This is a genomic window from Flavobacterium amylolyticum, from assembly GCF_048284335.1.
Taxonomy (GTDB): domain Bacteria; phylum Bacteroidota; class Bacteroidia; order Flavobacteriales; family Flavobacteriaceae; genus Flavobacterium.
On the sequence record NZ_JBLVPG010000002.1, the window covers coordinates 1,025,912 to 1,041,961 of the forward strand.

Annotated in this window: 17 protein-coding genes; 8 read left to right on the forward strand and 9 right to left on the reverse strand. The window is 32.2% G+C overall.

The window, feature by feature from the left end; all coding sequences use genetic code 11:
- Nucleotides 1-228: 228 nt before the first annotated feature.
- From ACNQF9_RS10615 to ACNQF9_RS10630, 4 genes are all read right to left on the reverse strand, one after another.
- The gene (locus ACNQF9_RS10615) at nucleotides 229-1,623 is read right to left on the reverse strand and encodes a DUF5723 family protein (protein ID WP_417959450.1); all 1,395 of its coding nucleotides are present in this window, start codon (nucleotides 1,621-1,623) and stop codon (nucleotides 229-231) included.
- Nucleotides 1,620-2,174, reverse strand: a complete 555-nt coding sequence (locus ACNQF9_RS10620; RefSeq protein ID WP_417959449.1) for a hypothetical protein — start codon at nucleotides 2,172-2,174, stop codon at nucleotides 1,620-1,622. Before ACNQF9_RS10620 ends, ACNQF9_RS10615 begins: the two co-directional genes overlap by 4 nt.
- A gap of 106 nt (nucleotides 2,175-2,280) precedes the next feature.
- Entirely contained in the window at nucleotides 2,281-3,144 is an 864-nt protein-coding gene (locus ACNQF9_RS10625; RefSeq protein WP_417959448.1) for a beta/alpha barrel domain-containing protein, read from the reverse strand.
- 105 nt (nucleotides 3,145-3,249) lie between these two features.
- Nucleotides 3,250-4,269 carry a quinone-dependent dihydroorotate dehydrogenase gene (locus ACNQF9_RS10630; protein WP_417959447.1) on the reverse strand — a complete coding sequence of 340 codons (1,020 nt, stop codon included), beginning with the start codon at nucleotides 4,267-4,269 and terminating at the stop codon, nucleotides 3,250-3,252.
- 338 nt (nucleotides 4,270-4,607) lie between these two features.
- On the opposite strand from ACNQF9_RS10630, the gene ACNQF9_RS10635 reads away from it, so the two are divergent.
- Nucleotides 4,608-5,012, forward strand: a complete 405-nt coding sequence (locus ACNQF9_RS10635) for a YybH family protein (protein ID WP_417990201.1) — start codon at nucleotides 4,608-4,610, stop codon at nucleotides 5,010-5,012.
- A gap of 115 nt (nucleotides 5,013-5,127) precedes the next feature.
- On the opposite strand, the gene ACNQF9_RS10640 is transcribed toward ACNQF9_RS10635, so the two are convergent.
- Nucleotides 5,128-5,664, reverse strand: coding sequence for a DUF6799 domain-containing protein (locus ACNQF9_RS10640; RefSeq protein ID WP_417959445.1), 537 nt, complete (start codon nucleotides 5,662-5,664; stop codon nucleotides 5,128-5,130).
- A 341-nt stretch (nucleotides 5,665-6,005) separates the two neighbouring features.
- On the opposite strand from ACNQF9_RS10640, the gene pepT reads away from it, so the two are divergent.
- From pepT to ACNQF9_RS10655, 3 genes are all read left to right on the forward strand, one after another.
- Nucleotides 6,006-7,259 (forward strand): peptidase T, encoded by a 1,254-nt coding sequence (gene pepT, locus ACNQF9_RS10645; RefSeq protein ID WP_417959444.1) that lies wholly within the window; start codon nucleotides 6,006-6,008, stop codon nucleotides 7,257-7,259.
- Between the two features lie 7 nt (nucleotides 7,260-7,266).
- A complete protein-coding gene (locus tag ACNQF9_RS10650) occupies nucleotides 7,267-7,854 on the forward strand; it encodes a YdeI/OmpD-associated family protein (RefSeq protein WP_417959443.1) in 588 nt (195 codons plus the stop codon).
- A 306-nt stretch (nucleotides 7,855-8,160) separates the two neighbouring features.
- On the forward strand, nucleotides 8,161-8,619 hold the full coding sequence (locus ACNQF9_RS10655; protein WP_417990202.1) for a hypothetical protein: 459 nt from the start codon (nucleotides 8,161-8,163) through the stop codon (nucleotides 8,617-8,619).
- Between the two features lie 75 nt (nucleotides 8,620-8,694).
- Here ACNQF9_RS10655 and yajC read toward each other — a convergent pair whose 3' ends face one another.
- The 3 genes from yajC to ACNQF9_RS10670 all read right to left on the reverse strand — a co-directional run bounded on the left by yajC (nucleotide 8,695) and on the right by ACNQF9_RS10670 (nucleotide 11,201).
- Nucleotides 8,695-8,967 (reverse strand): preprotein translocase subunit YajC, encoded by a 273-nt coding sequence (yajC, locus tag ACNQF9_RS10660; protein ID WP_417959441.1) that lies wholly within the window; start codon nucleotides 8,965-8,967, stop codon nucleotides 8,695-8,697.
- Between the two features lie 30 nt (nucleotides 8,968-8,997).
- Nucleotides 8,998-9,909, reverse strand: coding sequence for a transcription antitermination factor NusB (nusB, locus tag ACNQF9_RS10665; protein ID WP_417960384.1), 912 nt, complete (start codon nucleotides 9,907-9,909; stop codon nucleotides 8,998-9,000).
- 185 nt (nucleotides 9,910-10,094) lie between these two features.
- Nucleotides 10,095-11,201, reverse strand: coding sequence for a Glu/Leu/Phe/Val family dehydrogenase (locus ACNQF9_RS10670; RefSeq protein WP_417959440.1), 1,107 nt, complete (start codon nucleotides 11,199-11,201; stop codon nucleotides 10,095-10,097).
- Between the two features lie 201 nt (nucleotides 11,202-11,402).
- On the opposite strand from ACNQF9_RS10670, the gene ACNQF9_RS10675 reads away from it, so the two are divergent.
- From ACNQF9_RS10675 to ACNQF9_RS10685, 3 genes are all read left to right on the forward strand, one after another.
- Nucleotides 11,403-13,163 (forward strand): ABC transporter ATP-binding protein, encoded by a 1,761-nt coding sequence (locus tag ACNQF9_RS10675; protein ID WP_417959439.1) that lies wholly within the window; start codon nucleotides 11,403-11,405, stop codon nucleotides 13,161-13,163.
- 71 nt (nucleotides 13,164-13,234) lie between these two features.
- On the forward strand, nucleotides 13,235-13,615 hold the full coding sequence (locus ACNQF9_RS10680) for a PUR family DNA/RNA-binding protein (RefSeq protein WP_417959438.1): 381 nt from the start codon (nucleotides 13,235-13,237) through the stop codon (nucleotides 13,613-13,615).
- A gap of 90 nt (nucleotides 13,616-13,705) precedes the next feature.
- Entirely contained in the window at nucleotides 13,706-14,530 is an 825-nt protein-coding gene (locus tag ACNQF9_RS10685; RefSeq protein WP_417990203.1) for a sulfurtransferase, read from the forward strand.
- Nucleotides 14,531-14,560: 30 nt separating this feature from the next.
- Here ACNQF9_RS10685 and ACNQF9_RS10690 read toward each other — a convergent pair whose 3' ends face one another.
- Entirely contained in the window at nucleotides 14,561-14,899 is a 339-nt protein-coding gene (locus ACNQF9_RS10690) for a tRNA-binding protein (RefSeq protein WP_417959436.1), read from the reverse strand.
- 144 nt (nucleotides 14,900-15,043) lie between these two features.
- On the opposite strand from ACNQF9_RS10690, the gene ACNQF9_RS10695 reads away from it, so the two are divergent.
- The gene (locus tag ACNQF9_RS10695; protein ID WP_417959435.1) at nucleotides 15,044-15,937 is read left to right on the forward strand and encodes an alpha/beta fold hydrolase; all 894 of its coding nucleotides are present in this window, start codon (nucleotides 15,044-15,046) and stop codon (nucleotides 15,935-15,937) included.
- The last annotated feature ends 113 nt before the right edge of the window (nucleotides 15,938-16,050 follow it).

The window sequence follows — 16,050 nt, forward strand, 5'->3', positions numbered from 1 at the left end:
CAAATATAGATAATTTTAAGGAAAAAATCGTTATTATTGCCAATAAAAAATATATCAGCCAATTATCTAAAATTAAAAAATTACGTTAATGTCAAAATATTTTAACTGTAAATCTTTGGATCTTTAAAGAGCGTGATCAGGCTGGCATGAAAAATTATTTAAGTTTTAAATAATTTTGAAAAAATCCTTGTCGAATATTGAAAACTAAATAAATCAGATTCTAAAATATCATTTTTTTTTATTCTTAAAAATAACATTAAATCCTAGTTGAAAAGAAAGGCTATTTGCCTTAGTAAGATCGCTATATTCTAAAAGATTGTCAGCAAGTACATAAAAATTCAAAGGGCCAAAAGTACTCGATAATCCCAAACCAATATTCTTATAGGAATACGAATCTAAGGTATATGTAGCTTTTACATGCAATGCCTTAACTATTTTTCTTCTATAATATGTTGTAAAAGCCACTAGCGGTGTCCGAGGTGTAGACATTACAAATAATTGGGCACCAACTGCACTTTTATAGATTGTTTCCGGATTATAATCCAGACAGTTGCAGTCCTCAGCCCTTTGCTCATCAAATGAAAACTGAACAGAGGTGTTGAACTTAGCAGGACGCCAAGTAATATAATCAGCATATAGGGTATCTAAGGGGATGGCCTCCTTGAACGCTTGATAACTATTTTCTGCTGAATCGCCCGAGCTGAATTTCGGAATAATTCCTTCGTATTTATATGTTCCTTTGTAAGTTAAACTTTCTACTTCTTTAGTATGTTTAATAAAGCCTATATCTATAGCACTACCCGTTAATTGTATGTTTTTTTTTGGATAATAGGTAAAACCTAGATCAAATCCCAAACCTAAATTACCTCCTAAAAGAGCTCTTCTGGTAATGTCTTTTACCACATTTGGCTCGTAATCCTTATCGTCATACTTAGCTATACCGGAAGTATTGAGTTGTAAATCCGAATAAATCATCTGTTCATATACACCCACATTCGAAGGAATGGTATAAATATAACCCGAATTATTAGTAGAACTAGCATTGAATATACTGGAATAAATTTTCCCACGAAACCCTAAAATAAATTTATCGTTAATATTTTTATGAAATCCAATATGAAATACCGACAGCATTTCTGCCTTCATATTCAAATCCCCCAAATCAAATACTTTCCCCAAATAGTCTCTGTTTCCGTCCAAAGCTAATACCGCAATATCTTTTGGCACATAGGTCAACATATCAAATTCCTGATACATCCCAAACGAAACATAAGAATCATTTAGCTCTCCTTTTATTTTAAAACCTCCGTTAAAAATTTCTAGTTGTTCGTTTACAGCAACCCTATCTTTTCTTGTTGTGGAGAATACCACATCTCGCAATTTTACATTAAAATCGACTCCATTGTCAGCAAACAAATCATAAGCTGAAAATCCACTTGAACCTACATTTGCCGAAATCCCTGATAACAAAGGAATTCCGAAATAAAAGTTATATTTAAAATCAGTACCTGGATTAGTCAACAAAGACTGAGGAATTGAAGTGAAATTATATAAAAGTTGTTTGTTTTGTGAAAAACTACTTATTCCTATACATAAAATAAAAATTAATATTATTTTTCTCATTCTACTATTAAATAAGCGGTTACACTTGAACGTAATTTTAAACTTCCTTTACTACTTTCAGTTAACGGAGCACCTGGAAACATCGTCAAGGTAAATGCAATTTTTGTAGTTCTTTTTAATAAATCAAGGTGAGCTCCTTCAAATATTTCGGTTTTAGTTACTTTATTTTCTGCACCTGAATATGCTGGAACTATAAAATCTAGAGAATGAACTCGTTGATTATTTCTATCCAAAAAAACTAAATCTACTGAATAGGCTCTAGCTATTGTATTATTCATTTCGTAGGAAAGTTCGATTTTTTTTAATCGTTGTCTAAAAAAAGAATCATTAAAAACATCTACAGTTGGCGCATCAAAAATCACGGATTGCTCCCCTCCTCCACTTCTAACAAATTGATTGGCTAAAATATCAAAATAAGCCAAATTACCAACAAATACCGGTTCGATCTTAACATCATTAACTTGGTTAAAGTCTAAATCACTTGTGCATGAAAAAGAAAATAACAGCAGAATTAGCATTCCTAAGACTCTATTTAATCCCCGTAGTTTCATGATATTGTACGTTTAAGATAATTTATAAATATAATAATCAACGCACCAATACTATACTTATTATTTTGTAAGTGCGTTAAATCGTGAAATAATATCAGTATGATTTTCAATGAAATTCCCCAAACAACTTAGAGGCCTCATTATAAGCGCTTTCAAAACTCATTGGACTCACATTCGTGAATTCCTTTTGCGCGGTAAAATAGGATAATAATTTCTCCGTCGGCATATTACCTGTTAAATTATCGGTTGCCATTGGACAACCTCCAAAACCCTGAATAGCACCATCAAAACGACGACAGCCTCCTTTATAAGCCGCATCAATTTTTTCAAACCATTTGTCTGGTGTGGTATGAAGATGGGCTCCAAATTCAATGTGTGGGTATTTTGGAATTAAATTCGAAAACAAATAAGAGATTACTTCCGGTGAGGAACTACCCACAGTATCTGAAAGCGAAAGAATCTTCACCCCCATCGTGGCTAACTTTTGAGTCCATTCTCCCACAATTTCCATATTCCATGGATCGCCATACGGATTTCCAAAACCCATTGATAAATAAGCAACCACTTCTTTATTGCTCTTATCCGCAATTTCCAAAATTTCTTGTAAAGTGATTAATGATTCAGCTATAGTTTTATGAGTATTTCGCATTTGAAAATTCTCCGAAATCGAAAATGGAAAACCTAAATACTGTATTTCAGGATATACTGAGGCAGATGTGGCGCCCTGGGTATTAGCGATAATTGCTAACAGTTTGCTTTGGGTTTGCGATAAATCAAGCCGTGCTAAAACTTCGGCAGTGTCCTGCATTTGCGGAATAGCTTTTGGCGAAACAAAACTTCCAAAATCTATACTATCAAAACCTACCCGCAATAAAGATTGAATATAAGCTACCTTCTTTTCCGTAGGAATAAATGGTTTTATACCTTGCATCGCATCACGAGGACATTCTATAATTTTTATTGGTTCCATAGACAGCCAAAGATAGAAAAACAATTCTGAATTTTAAATTCTGAATTTTAAATTTCAGAAAATGTACATTACTTTGTATTAAGCTAACAAAGAAGTGTTTAAAAACTACATCTTACTCAAGATCTTCTTATTTATAGCTTTTACCAGAGCCGGACCTTCGTAAATAAAACCGGTATACAACTGTATCAAACTCGCCCCTGCATTTAGTTTTTCTATGGCATCATCGGCAGAATGAATGCCTCCCACTCCTATTATTGGAAAAGCTTTATTACTCTTTTCTGCTAAAAACCGGATCACTTCCGTAGAACGTTTTTCCAAAGGTTTCCCAGATAGCCCACCCATTTCTAATTTGTTTTCAGATTGTAAACCTTCGCGAGAAATAGTAGTATTAGTGGCAATTACGCCTGCAATTTTAGTTTCCTGAACTATCGCTATAATATCCAACAATTGCTCATCAGTAAGATCCGGTGCAATTTTTAGTAGTACTGGTTTTTGTTTAGGCATTGCTAAATTCTTATTTTGAAGCGTTTGTAACAATTGTGTTAAGGGTTCTTTATCTTGCAAAGCACGGAGATTTGGCGTGTTTGGCGAACTCACATTCACTACAAAATAATCGACGTAATCATATAATGCGTCAAAACATATTTCATAATCTGATGTGGCTGCTTCGTTTGGTGTCAACTTGTTTTTTCCAATATTTCCACCTATCAAAACACCTTTATTTTCTTTTAATCGTAATACAGCCTCATCAACACCGCCGTTATTGAACCCCATTCTATTTATAATTGCTGCATCTTCTTTAAGGCGAAACAAGCGTTTTTTGGGATTTCCCTCTTGCCCTTTTGGAGTAAGTGTGCCTATCTCGATAAATCCAAAACCAAAGTGAGACAATTCTTTAAACAGCTTGGCATCTTTATCAAAGCCTGCAGCTAATCCTATGGGATTTTTAAATTTCAATCCAAAAACTTCCGTTTCTAATCTTGGATCATTAACTTGATAAAGGGATTTAAAAAGAAATGGAATGCCTGGTATTTGAGATAAGAACCGAATCAGTGAAAAAGTAAAATAATGAACTTTTTCAGGATCAAACCAGAAAAGCATTGGACGTATCAGCAGTTTATACATGTGTAAGTATTGTTGTGTACTGCAAAAATAGAATTATCTACTCGAAAAATAAATATTTAAAAAATAATTTATAAAATCATTTCAATTTCTTAAAAACATTTTCGTACCTAAACCCTATTCGTTCATAAAACGGAGAGAAATTTAACAGGTATTTATTGAAAAATAAATTATAAATACTTAATTTTAAGCAAGATATATAATTACAACAGATTCACACAACCTGCTTTTAATTAATTTAAAAAAAGCTATGAAGAAAAATTTAACAATCCCAAACGTATTTTCTATTTTTTTTTACTTTTGCCCTGTTTTTTGCAACAAGTTGTGAAGCACCAAAAAAAGTGGATGCGTCAACATTTGATTTGGCTCTAGCAAAAAAAGAGATCGCCATACAAAATAACGTGTTTATGAATGCCTTAAAAAATGGTGATTCGGTGGGTATTGCAAATTGTTATGCAGCAAATTCTAAATTCATGATGCCAAATAGCAAATCCATAACAGGCCGAGAAAACTTAATTCCTGTATTTAGTAGTTTAATAAAGTCTGGCATGACTAACATTGACATAAAAATTGTGGAAGCATGGGGAAATGAAGAAATGTTAACTGTTGAACAGGAATGGGTATTTACCGATAAAAGTGGTAAGGATATTGATAGAGGAAAATCATTGGAACTTTGGACTAAAGAAAATGGAAAATGGAAACTTTTTCGAGATTGCTTTAACTCTGATTTACCAATCCCTAATTAAAACATATTTTTACATTACTCTCAACTAAAAAACCGAAACTAAATAAAATAGGTTTCGGTTTTTAATGCGTTAAAATTGAATATGAATTTCAATTTATCATTTTCAAAAACTCTTTTTAATTTTCCATTTTTGCTTTCATTTTCATATTTTTCATCATCATTCCCTTCATACTCATTTTATCACCGTTTTTTAACATCATGGTTTTACCATTTTTCATTTTGACCATCCCATTGGGATACACTATATATCCATTAGACAATATTATTTCTTTTTCCATCGTCATTATTTTACCATCTCTAATTACCATCATTTTCCCGTCTTTCATCTTTACATAATCTTTCATTTTATCCATCATCATTACTCCGTTCATATACATCATGTCTCCGTTTTTCATCATCATGGTTTTACCATTTTTCATTTTGACCATCCCATTTGGATACACAATATAACCGTTAGCCATGGACATTTCTTTTACCATTACCATCATTTTACCATTCTTCATCACCATTATTTTACCATTTTTCATCATTACATGATCCTTCATCTGTATTAGTGCAGAATCATACATTTTTGAATCATGTTTTTTAGAATCTTTTGCTTCCATTCCTAATGAGAATGTAGCAATTACTACTAGAGCTAATAATTTTTTCATAATGTTTTGATTTTTAAATGTTTAAAAAAAATAAAGATTAAAATTACGAAAAATATAATGGCAATTACGATTTTTAATTAATTACTTTTCCTTACATTTTTAAATATAATTCACTCCCCAAACGCAAAATATTTCTTGAATAAAAATGCTTTATTTAACCCAAAAAATAAATTATTTCATAAACGCTACAGTATACTTTATAGAAGTATGTACAGTAGAAACACTAAAAAACAGTTTACTTTTAAATCATTACTAAAATCAATGTTTTTCTCATAAATCAAGTATTTAGTTCCATAAAATGCTTCTGAAAAAATGATTATATTTGCATAAAACAAAGAAATATGCAACATATTATAGATCGTTTCATCAGTTACGTAATTATAGATACTGAATCTGATCCCAACTCAGATACTACACCCAGCACACCAAAACAATGGAATTTAGCCAACAAACTGGTTGAAGAATTAAAAGCTATTGGTATGCATGACGTAACAATAGATGACAAAGCTTATATCATGGCTACTTTACCTAGTAATGTAACACATCAAGTCCCAATTATTGGATTCATTTCTCACTTTGATACTTCTCCGGATTTTAGCGGTAAAAATGTAAAGCCGCAAATTATTACCAATTACGATGGAAAAGACATCATACTAAATGCCGAAAAAAATATAGTTTTGTCTCCGGGCTATTTCAAAGATTTATTACAATATAAAGGACAAACTTTGATTACCACTGACGGAACAACGTTACTGGGCGCTGATGATAAAGCCGGAATTACTGAAATTGTTACCGCAATGGAATTCCTAATCAAAAATCCAACTATCCAACACGGAAAAATCAGAGTTGGCTTCACGCCCGATGAGGAAATTGGGAGGGGTGCCCATCATTTTGACGTAGAAAAATTTGGGGCGGACTGGGCCTACACAATGGATGGCAGCCAAGTAGGAGAACTCGAATATGAAAATTTTAACGCTGCTGGAGCCAAAATTATTTTTAAAGGCAAGAGCGTACATCCCGGTTATGCAAAAGGAAAAATGATAAATTCTATGTTAATTGCTAATGCCTTTATAAATGAATTACCTAAAGACGAAACACCGGAACAAACTAGAGGATATGAAGGTTTTTTTCACGTACATCATTTAACCGGAAATATTGAAGAAACAGTTCTAGAACTTATTATACGGGATCACAATAAGAAAAAATTTGAAAAACGTAAAGATTTAATCGAGAAAATTACTCGCAAAATCAATAAAAAATTTGCAAAACAGTTTGGCGAAGATATTGTTATTGCTGAAATAAAAGATCAATATTACAACATGAAGGAAAAGGTCTTGCCTGTTAAACATATTGTTGATATTGCCGAAAAAGCAATGAAAGAAATTGGAATTAAACCACTTATTAAGCCTATTCGTGGAGGTACAGATGGTTCTCAATTATCGTATAAAGGATTACCATGTCCAAATATTTTTGCTGGAGGACATAATTTCCATGGAAAATATGAATATGTTCCTGCTGAAAGCATGCAAAAAGCTGTTGAAGTAATTGTAAAAATTGCTGAATTAACGGCATTAAGAGATTCAACTATTAAATAAGACTAATTTGGAATCTTCAAAAACCAATAGCCATTCTTGGGATAAAAACAATAATTGGTATGCCGAATTAGAATTACTCAAATCAATTATTGCCACAACAGAACTAATACAAACCACTAAATGGGGAGGTATTGTCTATGTCTTGAATGGTAAAAATGTAATTGGAATAGGAGGATTTAAAAATTATTTTACTATTTGGTTTTTTAATGGTGTTCAGCTGCTAGATCAAAAACAAGTGTTGGTCAATGCGCAAGAAGGCGTAACTAAATCATTGCGACAATGGCGTTTTTCTTCCCAGCAGGAAGTTGATGGAGAGGAAGTGTTACACTATATACATGAGGCCATAGAAAATGAAAAACAAGGGAAAAATTGCAAACCTGAAAAGAAGGCACAAATTTTCTCTGAGCTTTTTCAAAAAGAATTAGATCTTAATCCGGAATTAGCGACAGCTTTTCAAAAATTCTCTCCTTACAAACAATATGAATTTTTAGAATATATTGAAACTGCCAAACGAGAAGCAACCAAACATTCTCGAATCGATAAAATAAGACCTCTAATTATTCAGAATGTTGGCCTTAATGATAAATACCGATAATATCAAGTCCCATTTCTAAAAATTCAGAATGGGACTTTTTAATTTAAAAAATATTCAAAAAAGAACATTCACTACAAATCATTCGGAGTAAATACCCCTAAAATCTTACTTCTTGTATTTCATCAACTATTGTCTTTTACCCCTATTTTTGATGAGCTTAAATCTTACAATTTATAATATTGAAAAGCTTAACATTGGAAAGTCATTTAAATCACTATATTTGCTAACGATTACTTAACTATTTATTAACATTGAAACACTTTGGAGTTTTAATAAAATCGAAAAACAACACTAATAATTCTCATTATGATACAAAAAGAAGAAAATCCTATAGTACCTACTCCAGAAAAATCTGAAATTGATAAAGCCGTAAGAGCACCCAAAAATAAAGTTATCAAACCTATTGAAGAAACTGAAGAAACTACAGCTCCACTTAATGAGGTACTAGTAACTGAAATTATAGAAGAAACCGTGGAAATTTCAGTAGAAGACCAAGATGAAAATACTGTAGAAGTTCTAAATAAAAAGGACAACGAAAAAGATAATAAAAAGAAGTTAAAAATGAAAGAAAAAGACATGAAAGAAAAAGACAAGAAAAAGGCTAAAAAAGCCGATGCAAAAGAAAAAGCAAAAGCAAAAGCAAAAAAAGCGAAAAAAGCGAAAAAAGATAAAGCAAAGAAAGCGAAAGCAAAAACTAAAATAAAAGCGAAAAAAGCGAAAGCAAAATCGAAAAAAGCAAAGAAAGCAAAAAAAAGTAAAAAATAATTAAATTATTTTAACTAAAAAAAGTCCCAATCCGAATAAACGGTTGGGACTTTTTTAATTCAAGTAAGATGTTAATTATTTTTTATTTAAAACGGCACTCATTTCCATCGAAATTGCAGAACGTTCCATTTTCAATTTTCCTGACATTGTTTCAACAACCACAGTTGTGTCTGCTAACTCAGAAACTTTTCCATGAAGACCACTTTTGGTGATAATTTTATCCCCCACTTTCAAGCTGCTCTCAAATTCTTTTTCGTTTTTCGCTCTTTTTTGTTGTGGTCTGATCATAAAGAAATAGATTACCACAAACATTAATATAAACGGTGCAAATTGAGTTAATTGTTCCATAATTTTAATTCTCTTTTTATTTGTTAATTATTACATTAAACCACGACCAGCTTTTACAATTCTTTTGCTGGTTTGAAGCTCTTTTACTAAACTGTCTAAAATTCCATTGATAAAAATACTACTTTTTGGTGTAGAATATTCTTTAGCAACCTCTAAATATTCATTAAGAGTTACTTTTACGGGAATGGACGGGAATTTTAAGAACTCACAAATTGCCATTTTAAGGATAATGGTATCTATTTCCGCAATTCTATCGCTATCCCAATTTGGTGTTTTATCAACATACTCTTTGGCTAATTCCGTTTCATTTAAGACTGTTTTTCGAAACAAATCTTTAACAAAATCCTTATCCTCATTGTCTTTATACAATTTTGGCACTCTAAAATTATCATCTTCCCCCGCCTTAATTACCTTCAACTGCTTGATAATATGGGTGTTTACCAAAGGAATGTCATCAACCCAAGTCAACTTATCATCTTCTAAATACTCATATAATTTTTCGTTAGGAACAATTACATCCATGAACAAATCAACAATAAACTGTCGGTCTTCCTCAAAAGTATTTACTGGATTACTCATGTATTCCACATACAATTTACTGGCTTTTATATCATTAAGCAGCAATAAAATATAATCGTCATTAAGAGTCCAATTATTAATTTTACGATTTTCTAGCGCGATACTTAATGAATTATTTTCGGAAAGAATTTGAAAAATCCTGTTTTTGACAAATTTTTCGTTGGGTTTACGTTCCTCAGGAGTCGCAAGATGTTTCAAACTTGATTTGTGTAAAAACACAGTTTCTGTTTTACAAATCTCAATTAGCGAGGAAAGCATTATCAGGTATAAATCTTGAATATTGTCGATACTGTAAAAAAGGAATTTTTCTTCTTTTTCCAGATTATCTGAACCGCTTTGATGCATCGCATAAATGGATTGCATAACTTTAACGCGAATGTGTCTTCTGTTTACCACCTTGTAAGAACTTTTATTAATTAGCCTGCAAAAATAAGTATTTCATTTTTTAAAATAAAATATATAAACGCTTATTTTAAAACTATTCAGTCAACCGTATTCAGTGAACGGTAATAATTAAACACTGAATACGGATAATTGGACTTGGAAAACTATTTTCTACTATTCTCTAGCTTTCTTTGATTGATGCGATTTTGAGCAATAGTCAAAGCCGCATGATGCGTTGTCATGTTGTTTGCAATAGCAAAATCAAATATTTCTAAAGTCGTATTGTAAATGTTTTCTGTTTTACGCATGATTTCGGCTTTATCATAATGCGCTAATTCAGCATAAACATTGATAATACCACCAGCATTAATCAAAAAATCCGGAGCATAAAGAATACCTCTTTCCTGAAGAATAGCACCATGTATATTCTCATCCGCCAATTGATTATTAGCAGCACCAGCAATAACTTTTGCTTTTATCTTATAAACAGTATCGTCATTTAAGGTTGCTCCCATCGCACAAGGCGCATAAATATCAACATCTGCACTGTACAAATCCTCACCTCTAAAAATTTGTGCGTTGTACTTAGTTCCCACTTCATGCAATTTTTCCTCGTTAATGTCGGCAATTGTTACTATTGCACCTTCTTTTGTCAAATACTCAACTAAAGTCTCGCCAACGTGTCCAATTCCTTGTACTAAAACTTTTTTACCGCTCAAAACATCCGAACCAAATTGCTGCTTTGCTGCCGCTTTCATTCCTAAATACACACCATAAGCCGTGACAGGTGATGGATTTCCGGAACCTCCTCTTTCTTCAGAAATTCCTGTAACATAAGGCGTAACATCTCTTACAATATCCATGTCTTTAGTTTCCATTCCCACATCCTCAGCAGTGATATATCTTCCGCTCAGAGAATGAACAAATTCACCAAATTTACGCATTAACTCTGGTGTCTTTTGTGTTTTGGCATCACCAATAATTACCGCTTTTCCCCCTCCAATATTCAATCCAGTGATAGCTGCTTTAAAAGTCATTCCTCGAGAAAGACGCAAAACATCGTTTAGTGCTTCCCACTCATTTGCGTAATTATACATTCTTGTACCACCCAAAGCTGGCCCCATTACCGAATTATGAATACCAATAATTGCTTTTAAACCCGTATCTTTGTCGTTGCAAAATACAATTTGTTCGTGATCATCAAATGATAATTGACCAAAAACGGGATCCATTTTTTGAAGTTCCTTTCCTGTTGTGAAAGCTGCATTCATAGTATAAATTTTTATAGTGATAAAATTACGAATTTGCCAAAAAGACAATCCAAATTTACACAAAATATAAATATGTACTAACTTTTTATAAAAAAATCATTGATTCAATAATTTAAACGATTACTATTTTACATTAAAAATTATTAAAAATAAAATTTTATTCTAAAAATAAAATCATTTCAACACAGAATACTTTAAAAAATGAAAGAATTACTTTATTTAAATAAATACTTCGTCAAATACAAATACAGTTTTTTACTGGGAATCCTTTTTACTATAATTGCACAAATCTTTATGCTTTTTACTCCCAAACTGATTAGTAAATCATTTAAGGTCATTGAAGCTTTCTCCAAAGACAAAACCATAGAAAAAACAGTTATTCATCAAGAATTAATTTCAAATATTTTACTAATTATAGCCACAACGATAATTGCTGGTTTCCTGACTTTTTTGATGAGACAAACCTTAATTGTAATGTCCCGACACATCGAATTTGATTTGAAAAATGAAGTATTTCGTCAATATGAAAATCTATCTCAAAATTTCTACAAACAAAATCGTACCGGTGATTTAATGAATCGCATTAGCGAGGACGTTTCTAAAGTGAGAATGTATGTAGGTCCAGCAGTGATGTATACGATAAATACTGTGATTCGTTTTGCTATTGTTATTGTATACATGTATAATGTATCCCCTACACTAACTCTTTACACGCTTTTACCTCTTCCACTTTTGTCATACGCCATATTTAAACTTAGCTCCGAAATCAATATAAGAAGTACCATTTTTCAACAATACTTATCCAAAGTATCTAGTTTTTCTCAAGAAATATTCTCTGGAATTCGAGTGATAAAAGCTTATTCACTCGAGGATCAGCATCAAAAAAACATGGTAAATTTAGCCAATGAAAGTAAAAGCAAAAGCTTAAATCTGGCGAAAGTACAATCCTTATTTGGTCCTTTAATGTTGGCTTTAATAGGAATAAGCAACTTGGTCGTAATTTATTTTGGAGGTTTGATGTACATTAATGGTACAATAAAAAGCATTGGAACTATCGCTGAGTTTATCTTATATGTCAACATGCTTACTTGGCCCGTAGCCTCTTTAGGCTGGGTTTCCTCAATGGTTCAAGAAGCAGAGGCTTCTCAAAAAAGATTGAACGAATTTCTAAAAATTGAACCGGAAATAAAGAATAAAAATGAAAACAAATCAGTCATTGAGGGGACTATTTCCTTTGAAAACGTGAGCTACACTTATGAAGACACGAACATAAAAGCCATACAGAATATTTCTTTTACAGTAAAAAAAGGAGAAACTTTGGCCATTCTAGGAAAAACCGGTTCTGGTAAATCTACTATTTTATCATTGATTTCCCGCATGTATGACGTTACAGAAGGAAAAATAAATATTGACAGAAATGAAATAAGCACCATCAATTTGTTTGACTTACGCAATAGTATTGGGATTGTGCCACAGGATGCTTTTTTGTTTTCAGACAGCATAAAAAACAACATCATGTTTGGCAAAGAAAATGCAACGGAGGATGAAGTAAAATCCGCAGCCAAAAGCGCTGTTGTACACGACAACATTATGGGTTTCAACAAACAATACGAAACCATTTTAGGCGAAAGAGGAATTACACTTTCTGGAGGCCAAAAACAAAGAGTTTCTATTGCAAGAGCAATTATCAAGAACCCACCAATTTTACTTTTTGACGATTGCTTATCCGCAGTTGATACAGAAACTGAAGAAGCAATTTTAAACAACTTACAAGAAATTTGCAAGGATAAAACTACAATTATTGTAAGCCACCGTGTTTCTTCTGCAAAAAATGCAGACAGAATTATCATTTTAGAATACGGAAAAATCATTCAACAAGGTTCTCATAATCAATTGATAAATCAAGAAGGTTATTATTCTTCATTGTATCTAAAACAACTTTCAGAAAAAGAAATGCTATAATTGTTGTGTAATACATATATTTTTTAGATTTTTGAATACTAGTTAACAACCATAAATTGATTGAGAGGATTATGAGAGAACATGACATGTTAGAAAAAGAAGAGATTTTTTCTAAAGTTTTAAGAGCTGGGAGAAGAACTTATTTCTTTGATGTGAGAGCGACAAAAGCAGATGATTATTACATTACCATTACCGAAAGTAAAAAATTTACTGAAGAAGATGGTTCCTTTCATTTCAAAAAACATAAAATCTATTTGTATAAAGAAGATTTCGCAGCTTTTGCAGAAATTTTAGGAGAAATGACCTCTTATGTTTTGAACCATAAAGGCGAAGAAGTAATTTCAGAAAGACACCAAAAAGATTTCAAAAAAGAATATGCATCTGATAAATCAGATGATGAAATCATACCTCAAACATCAACTTTTACCGATATAGAATTTGATGATATTTAATTTTTACTTACTTACAATTAAAAAGTCCAAAAGTCATTTGATTTTTGGACTTTTTTTAATCCGTTTACATAAATAGTAGGCACAACCGCAATGAGACAACCTATCGTAAGTACCGCGTGGCTTCACAGCAATCTTAAAGATCCAAATTTAATAATTCTGGATGCCAGTTTCAGAGAAAATCAATCCAATATAAAAACGGATCTGGAAAATATTCAAATTAAAGGTGCTCGCTTTTTTGATATAAAAAATACCTTTAGCGATACCACAAATCCTTTACCAAACACCATCCCAAGTCCTGAACAGTTTGAACTTCAAGCCAGAAAACTAGACATAAACAAAAATAGTATTCTTATAATTTATGATAACCTGGGTATCTATTCTAGTCCAAGAGCGTGGTGGCTTTTTAAATTAATGGGACATCAAAATGTTGCTATACTCAATGGCGGACTACCTGAATGGGTTAATCAAAAGTATCCGGTTGAAGCAATACAGGAAAATCCAAACTATTCCATTGGAAATTTTGAATCCAAGTTTATCCCAGAATTAGTCAAAAGCAAAGAACAAATTTTAAAAAACATACAAACCAAAGAAGCAGTTCTGATTGACGCCCGCGCAGAAAACCGTTTCAAAGGAATTGGAGATGAGCCCAGACCTGGGCTAAAAAGCGGCCATATTCCCGGTTCTATGAACATGCCATATACGCAACTTTTGCAAAACGGCAAATTTTTACCAAAAGCAAAATTAGCTAAAATCCTGAAAACTGACAGTAAACCTCTTATATTTACTTGTGGTTCCGGAGTTACTGCCTGTATTAATTTAATAGCATACGAATTGATCGGTAAAAATCATAAATCCGTGTATGATGGTTCTTGGACAGAATGGGGACAACTGGAAAATTTTCCAATAGAAAAGTAGAATGTGTTTTTTAATATATATACAAACTATTTAACCAATTTGCAATCCATTTTCAATTTTAAAATCGGGTGCCAGTAAAATCACATCTCCTTCGGACCCAACGGCTCCTAAAACGAGACATTCACTCATAAATTTCCCAATTTGTTTTTTCGGAAAATTCACTACTGCCACAATCTGCCGGTTCAATAATTCCTCTTTTTGATATCGCTTGGTGATTTGTGCCGATGTTTTTCTGATTCCAATAGAAATCCCAAAATCTACGGTAAGCTGATAAGCCGGTTTTCGGGCTTCGGGAAAATCATTGACTTCTAGAATAGTACCCACGCGCATTTCTACTCTTTCAAATTCAGTCCAAGTAAGGTTCTCCATAGTTTGTTTTATTAAATAAAGTATTGAACAACAAACCTATAAATTTTACAAGTATTTATCCTAATTGTGTAACACTATTTTTAAACCATACTGCTAATTTTACAATTGATGAATACTAAATTCAACTCGTAAATAGGAAATATTATGGACATAAATGAAAACAGCAATACCGAATCGTATAAAGAAGACAACCACTATGGTGTAAGAAATGATGTCGATATGTATATAGAAACAGCTCCAAATGTAAAATTATATGTAAAAGATTATGGTCAGGGAAAACCAGTAATTCTAATACATGGTTGGCCGTTATCAAATGAGATGTGGGAGTACCAAATTGAGACTTTAGTACAAAATAATTTTAGAGTAATTGCTTATGACCGTCGTGGTTTTGGTAAATCTTCACAACCTTGGAATGGATATGATTACGACACGTTATCAGATGATTTAAAAGCTATTATTGATCAATTGGATCTCAAAGACGTTACGCTTGTAGGATTTTCAATGGGCGGTGGAGAAGTAGTCCGCTATTTCAGTCGTCATGCTGGTAAAGGGGTTTCTAAAGCAGTTCTTATAGCTTCGATTACCCCGTTTCAATTACAAACTGATTCTAATCCAAATGGTGTTCCTCAAGAAAAATACGATGCCATGGCAGAGCAAATCAAAGAGGATCGAATAGGCTTTCTAGATAGTTTTGGAAAAACATTTTTCGGTGTGAGCTTTATCAGTAAACCCTTAAGCACCCCTTTGTTGGATTATTACAAAATGCTGGGTTCTTTAGCCTCTCCAAGGGCTACTTTAGAATGCGCGAAGTCGTTTTCATCAACTGATTTCCGAGGAGAAATGGCCTCTGTAAACGTTCCAACCTTAATAATTCATGGTGATGAAGACAAAACTGTCCCTATCGAAATTACTGCTGAGGTAGCGACAAAATTAATACCTGACAATAAATTTATAGTATATGAAGGCGCACCACATGGTCTATTTTATATTGAAAAAAACAAATTAAACAAGGATTTAATTGCTTTTTTAAATACATAAAATAATACTAAATTCTATTTACATATAACTCTTACCCTATTTTAATGCATAAAAAAATCCCAAAACTTAATAATTTTGGGATTTTTTAATTTTATAGGAATAAATAGTTCAAA

Bases quoted from the DNA above. Each gene is read 5' to 3' on its own strand.
- yajC (WP_417959441.1), bottom strand. From the start codon at position 8,967: ATGGAACAATTAACTCAATTTGCACCGTTTATATTAATGTTTGTGGTA.
- pepT (WP_417959444.1), top strand. From the start codon at position 6,006: ATGCAACATATTATAGATCGTTTCATCAGTTACGTAATTATAGATACT.
- ACNQF9_RS10685 (WP_417990203.1), top strand. From the start codon at position 13,706: ATGAGACAACCTATCGTAAGTACCGCGTGGCTTCACAGCAATCTTAAA.
- ACNQF9_RS10680 (WP_417959438.1), top strand. From the start codon at position 13,235: ATGAGAGAACATGACATGTTAGAAAAAGAAGAGATTTTTTCTAAAGTT.
- ACNQF9_RS10690 (WP_417959436.1), bottom strand. From the start codon at position 14,899: ATGGAGAACCTTACTTGGACTGAATTTGAAAGAGTAGAAATGCGCGTG.
- ACNQF9_RS10625 (WP_417959448.1), bottom strand. From the start codon at position 3,144: ATGGAACCAATAAAAATTATAGAATGTCCTCGTGATGCGATGCAAGGT.
- ACNQF9_RS10655 (WP_417990202.1), top strand. From the start codon at position 8,161: ATGATACAAAAAGAAGAAAATCCTATAGTACCTACTCCAGAAAAATCT.
- ACNQF9_RS10675 (WP_417959439.1), top strand. From the start codon at position 11,403: ATGAAAGAATTACTTTATTTAAATAAATACTTCGTCAAATACAAATAC.
- ACNQF9_RS10695 (WP_417959435.1), top strand. From the start codon at position 15,044: ATGGACATAAATGAAAACAGCAATACCGAATCGTATAAAGAAGACAAC.
- ACNQF9_RS10640 (WP_417959445.1), bottom strand. From the start codon at position 5,664: ATGAAAAAATTATTAGCTCTAGTAGTAATTGCTACATTCTCATTAGGA.
- ACNQF9_RS10630 (WP_417959447.1), bottom strand. From the start codon at position 4,269: ATGTATAAACTGCTGATACGTCCAATGCTTTTCTGGTTTGATCCTGAA.
- ACNQF9_RS10620 (WP_417959449.1), bottom strand. From the start codon at position 2,174: ATGAAACTACGGGGATTAAATAGAGTCTTAGGAATGCTAATTCTGCTG.
- ACNQF9_RS10670 (WP_417959440.1), bottom strand. From the start codon at position 11,201: ATGAATGCAGCTTTCACAACAGGAAAGGAACTTCAAAAAATGGATCCC.
- ACNQF9_RS10615 (WP_417959450.1), bottom strand. From the start codon at position 1,623: ATGAGAAAAATAATATTAATTTTTATTTTATGTATAGGAATAAGTAGT.
- nusB (WP_417960384.1), bottom strand. From the start codon at position 9,909: ATGCAATCCATTTATGCGATGCATCAAAGCGGTTCAGATAATCTGGAA.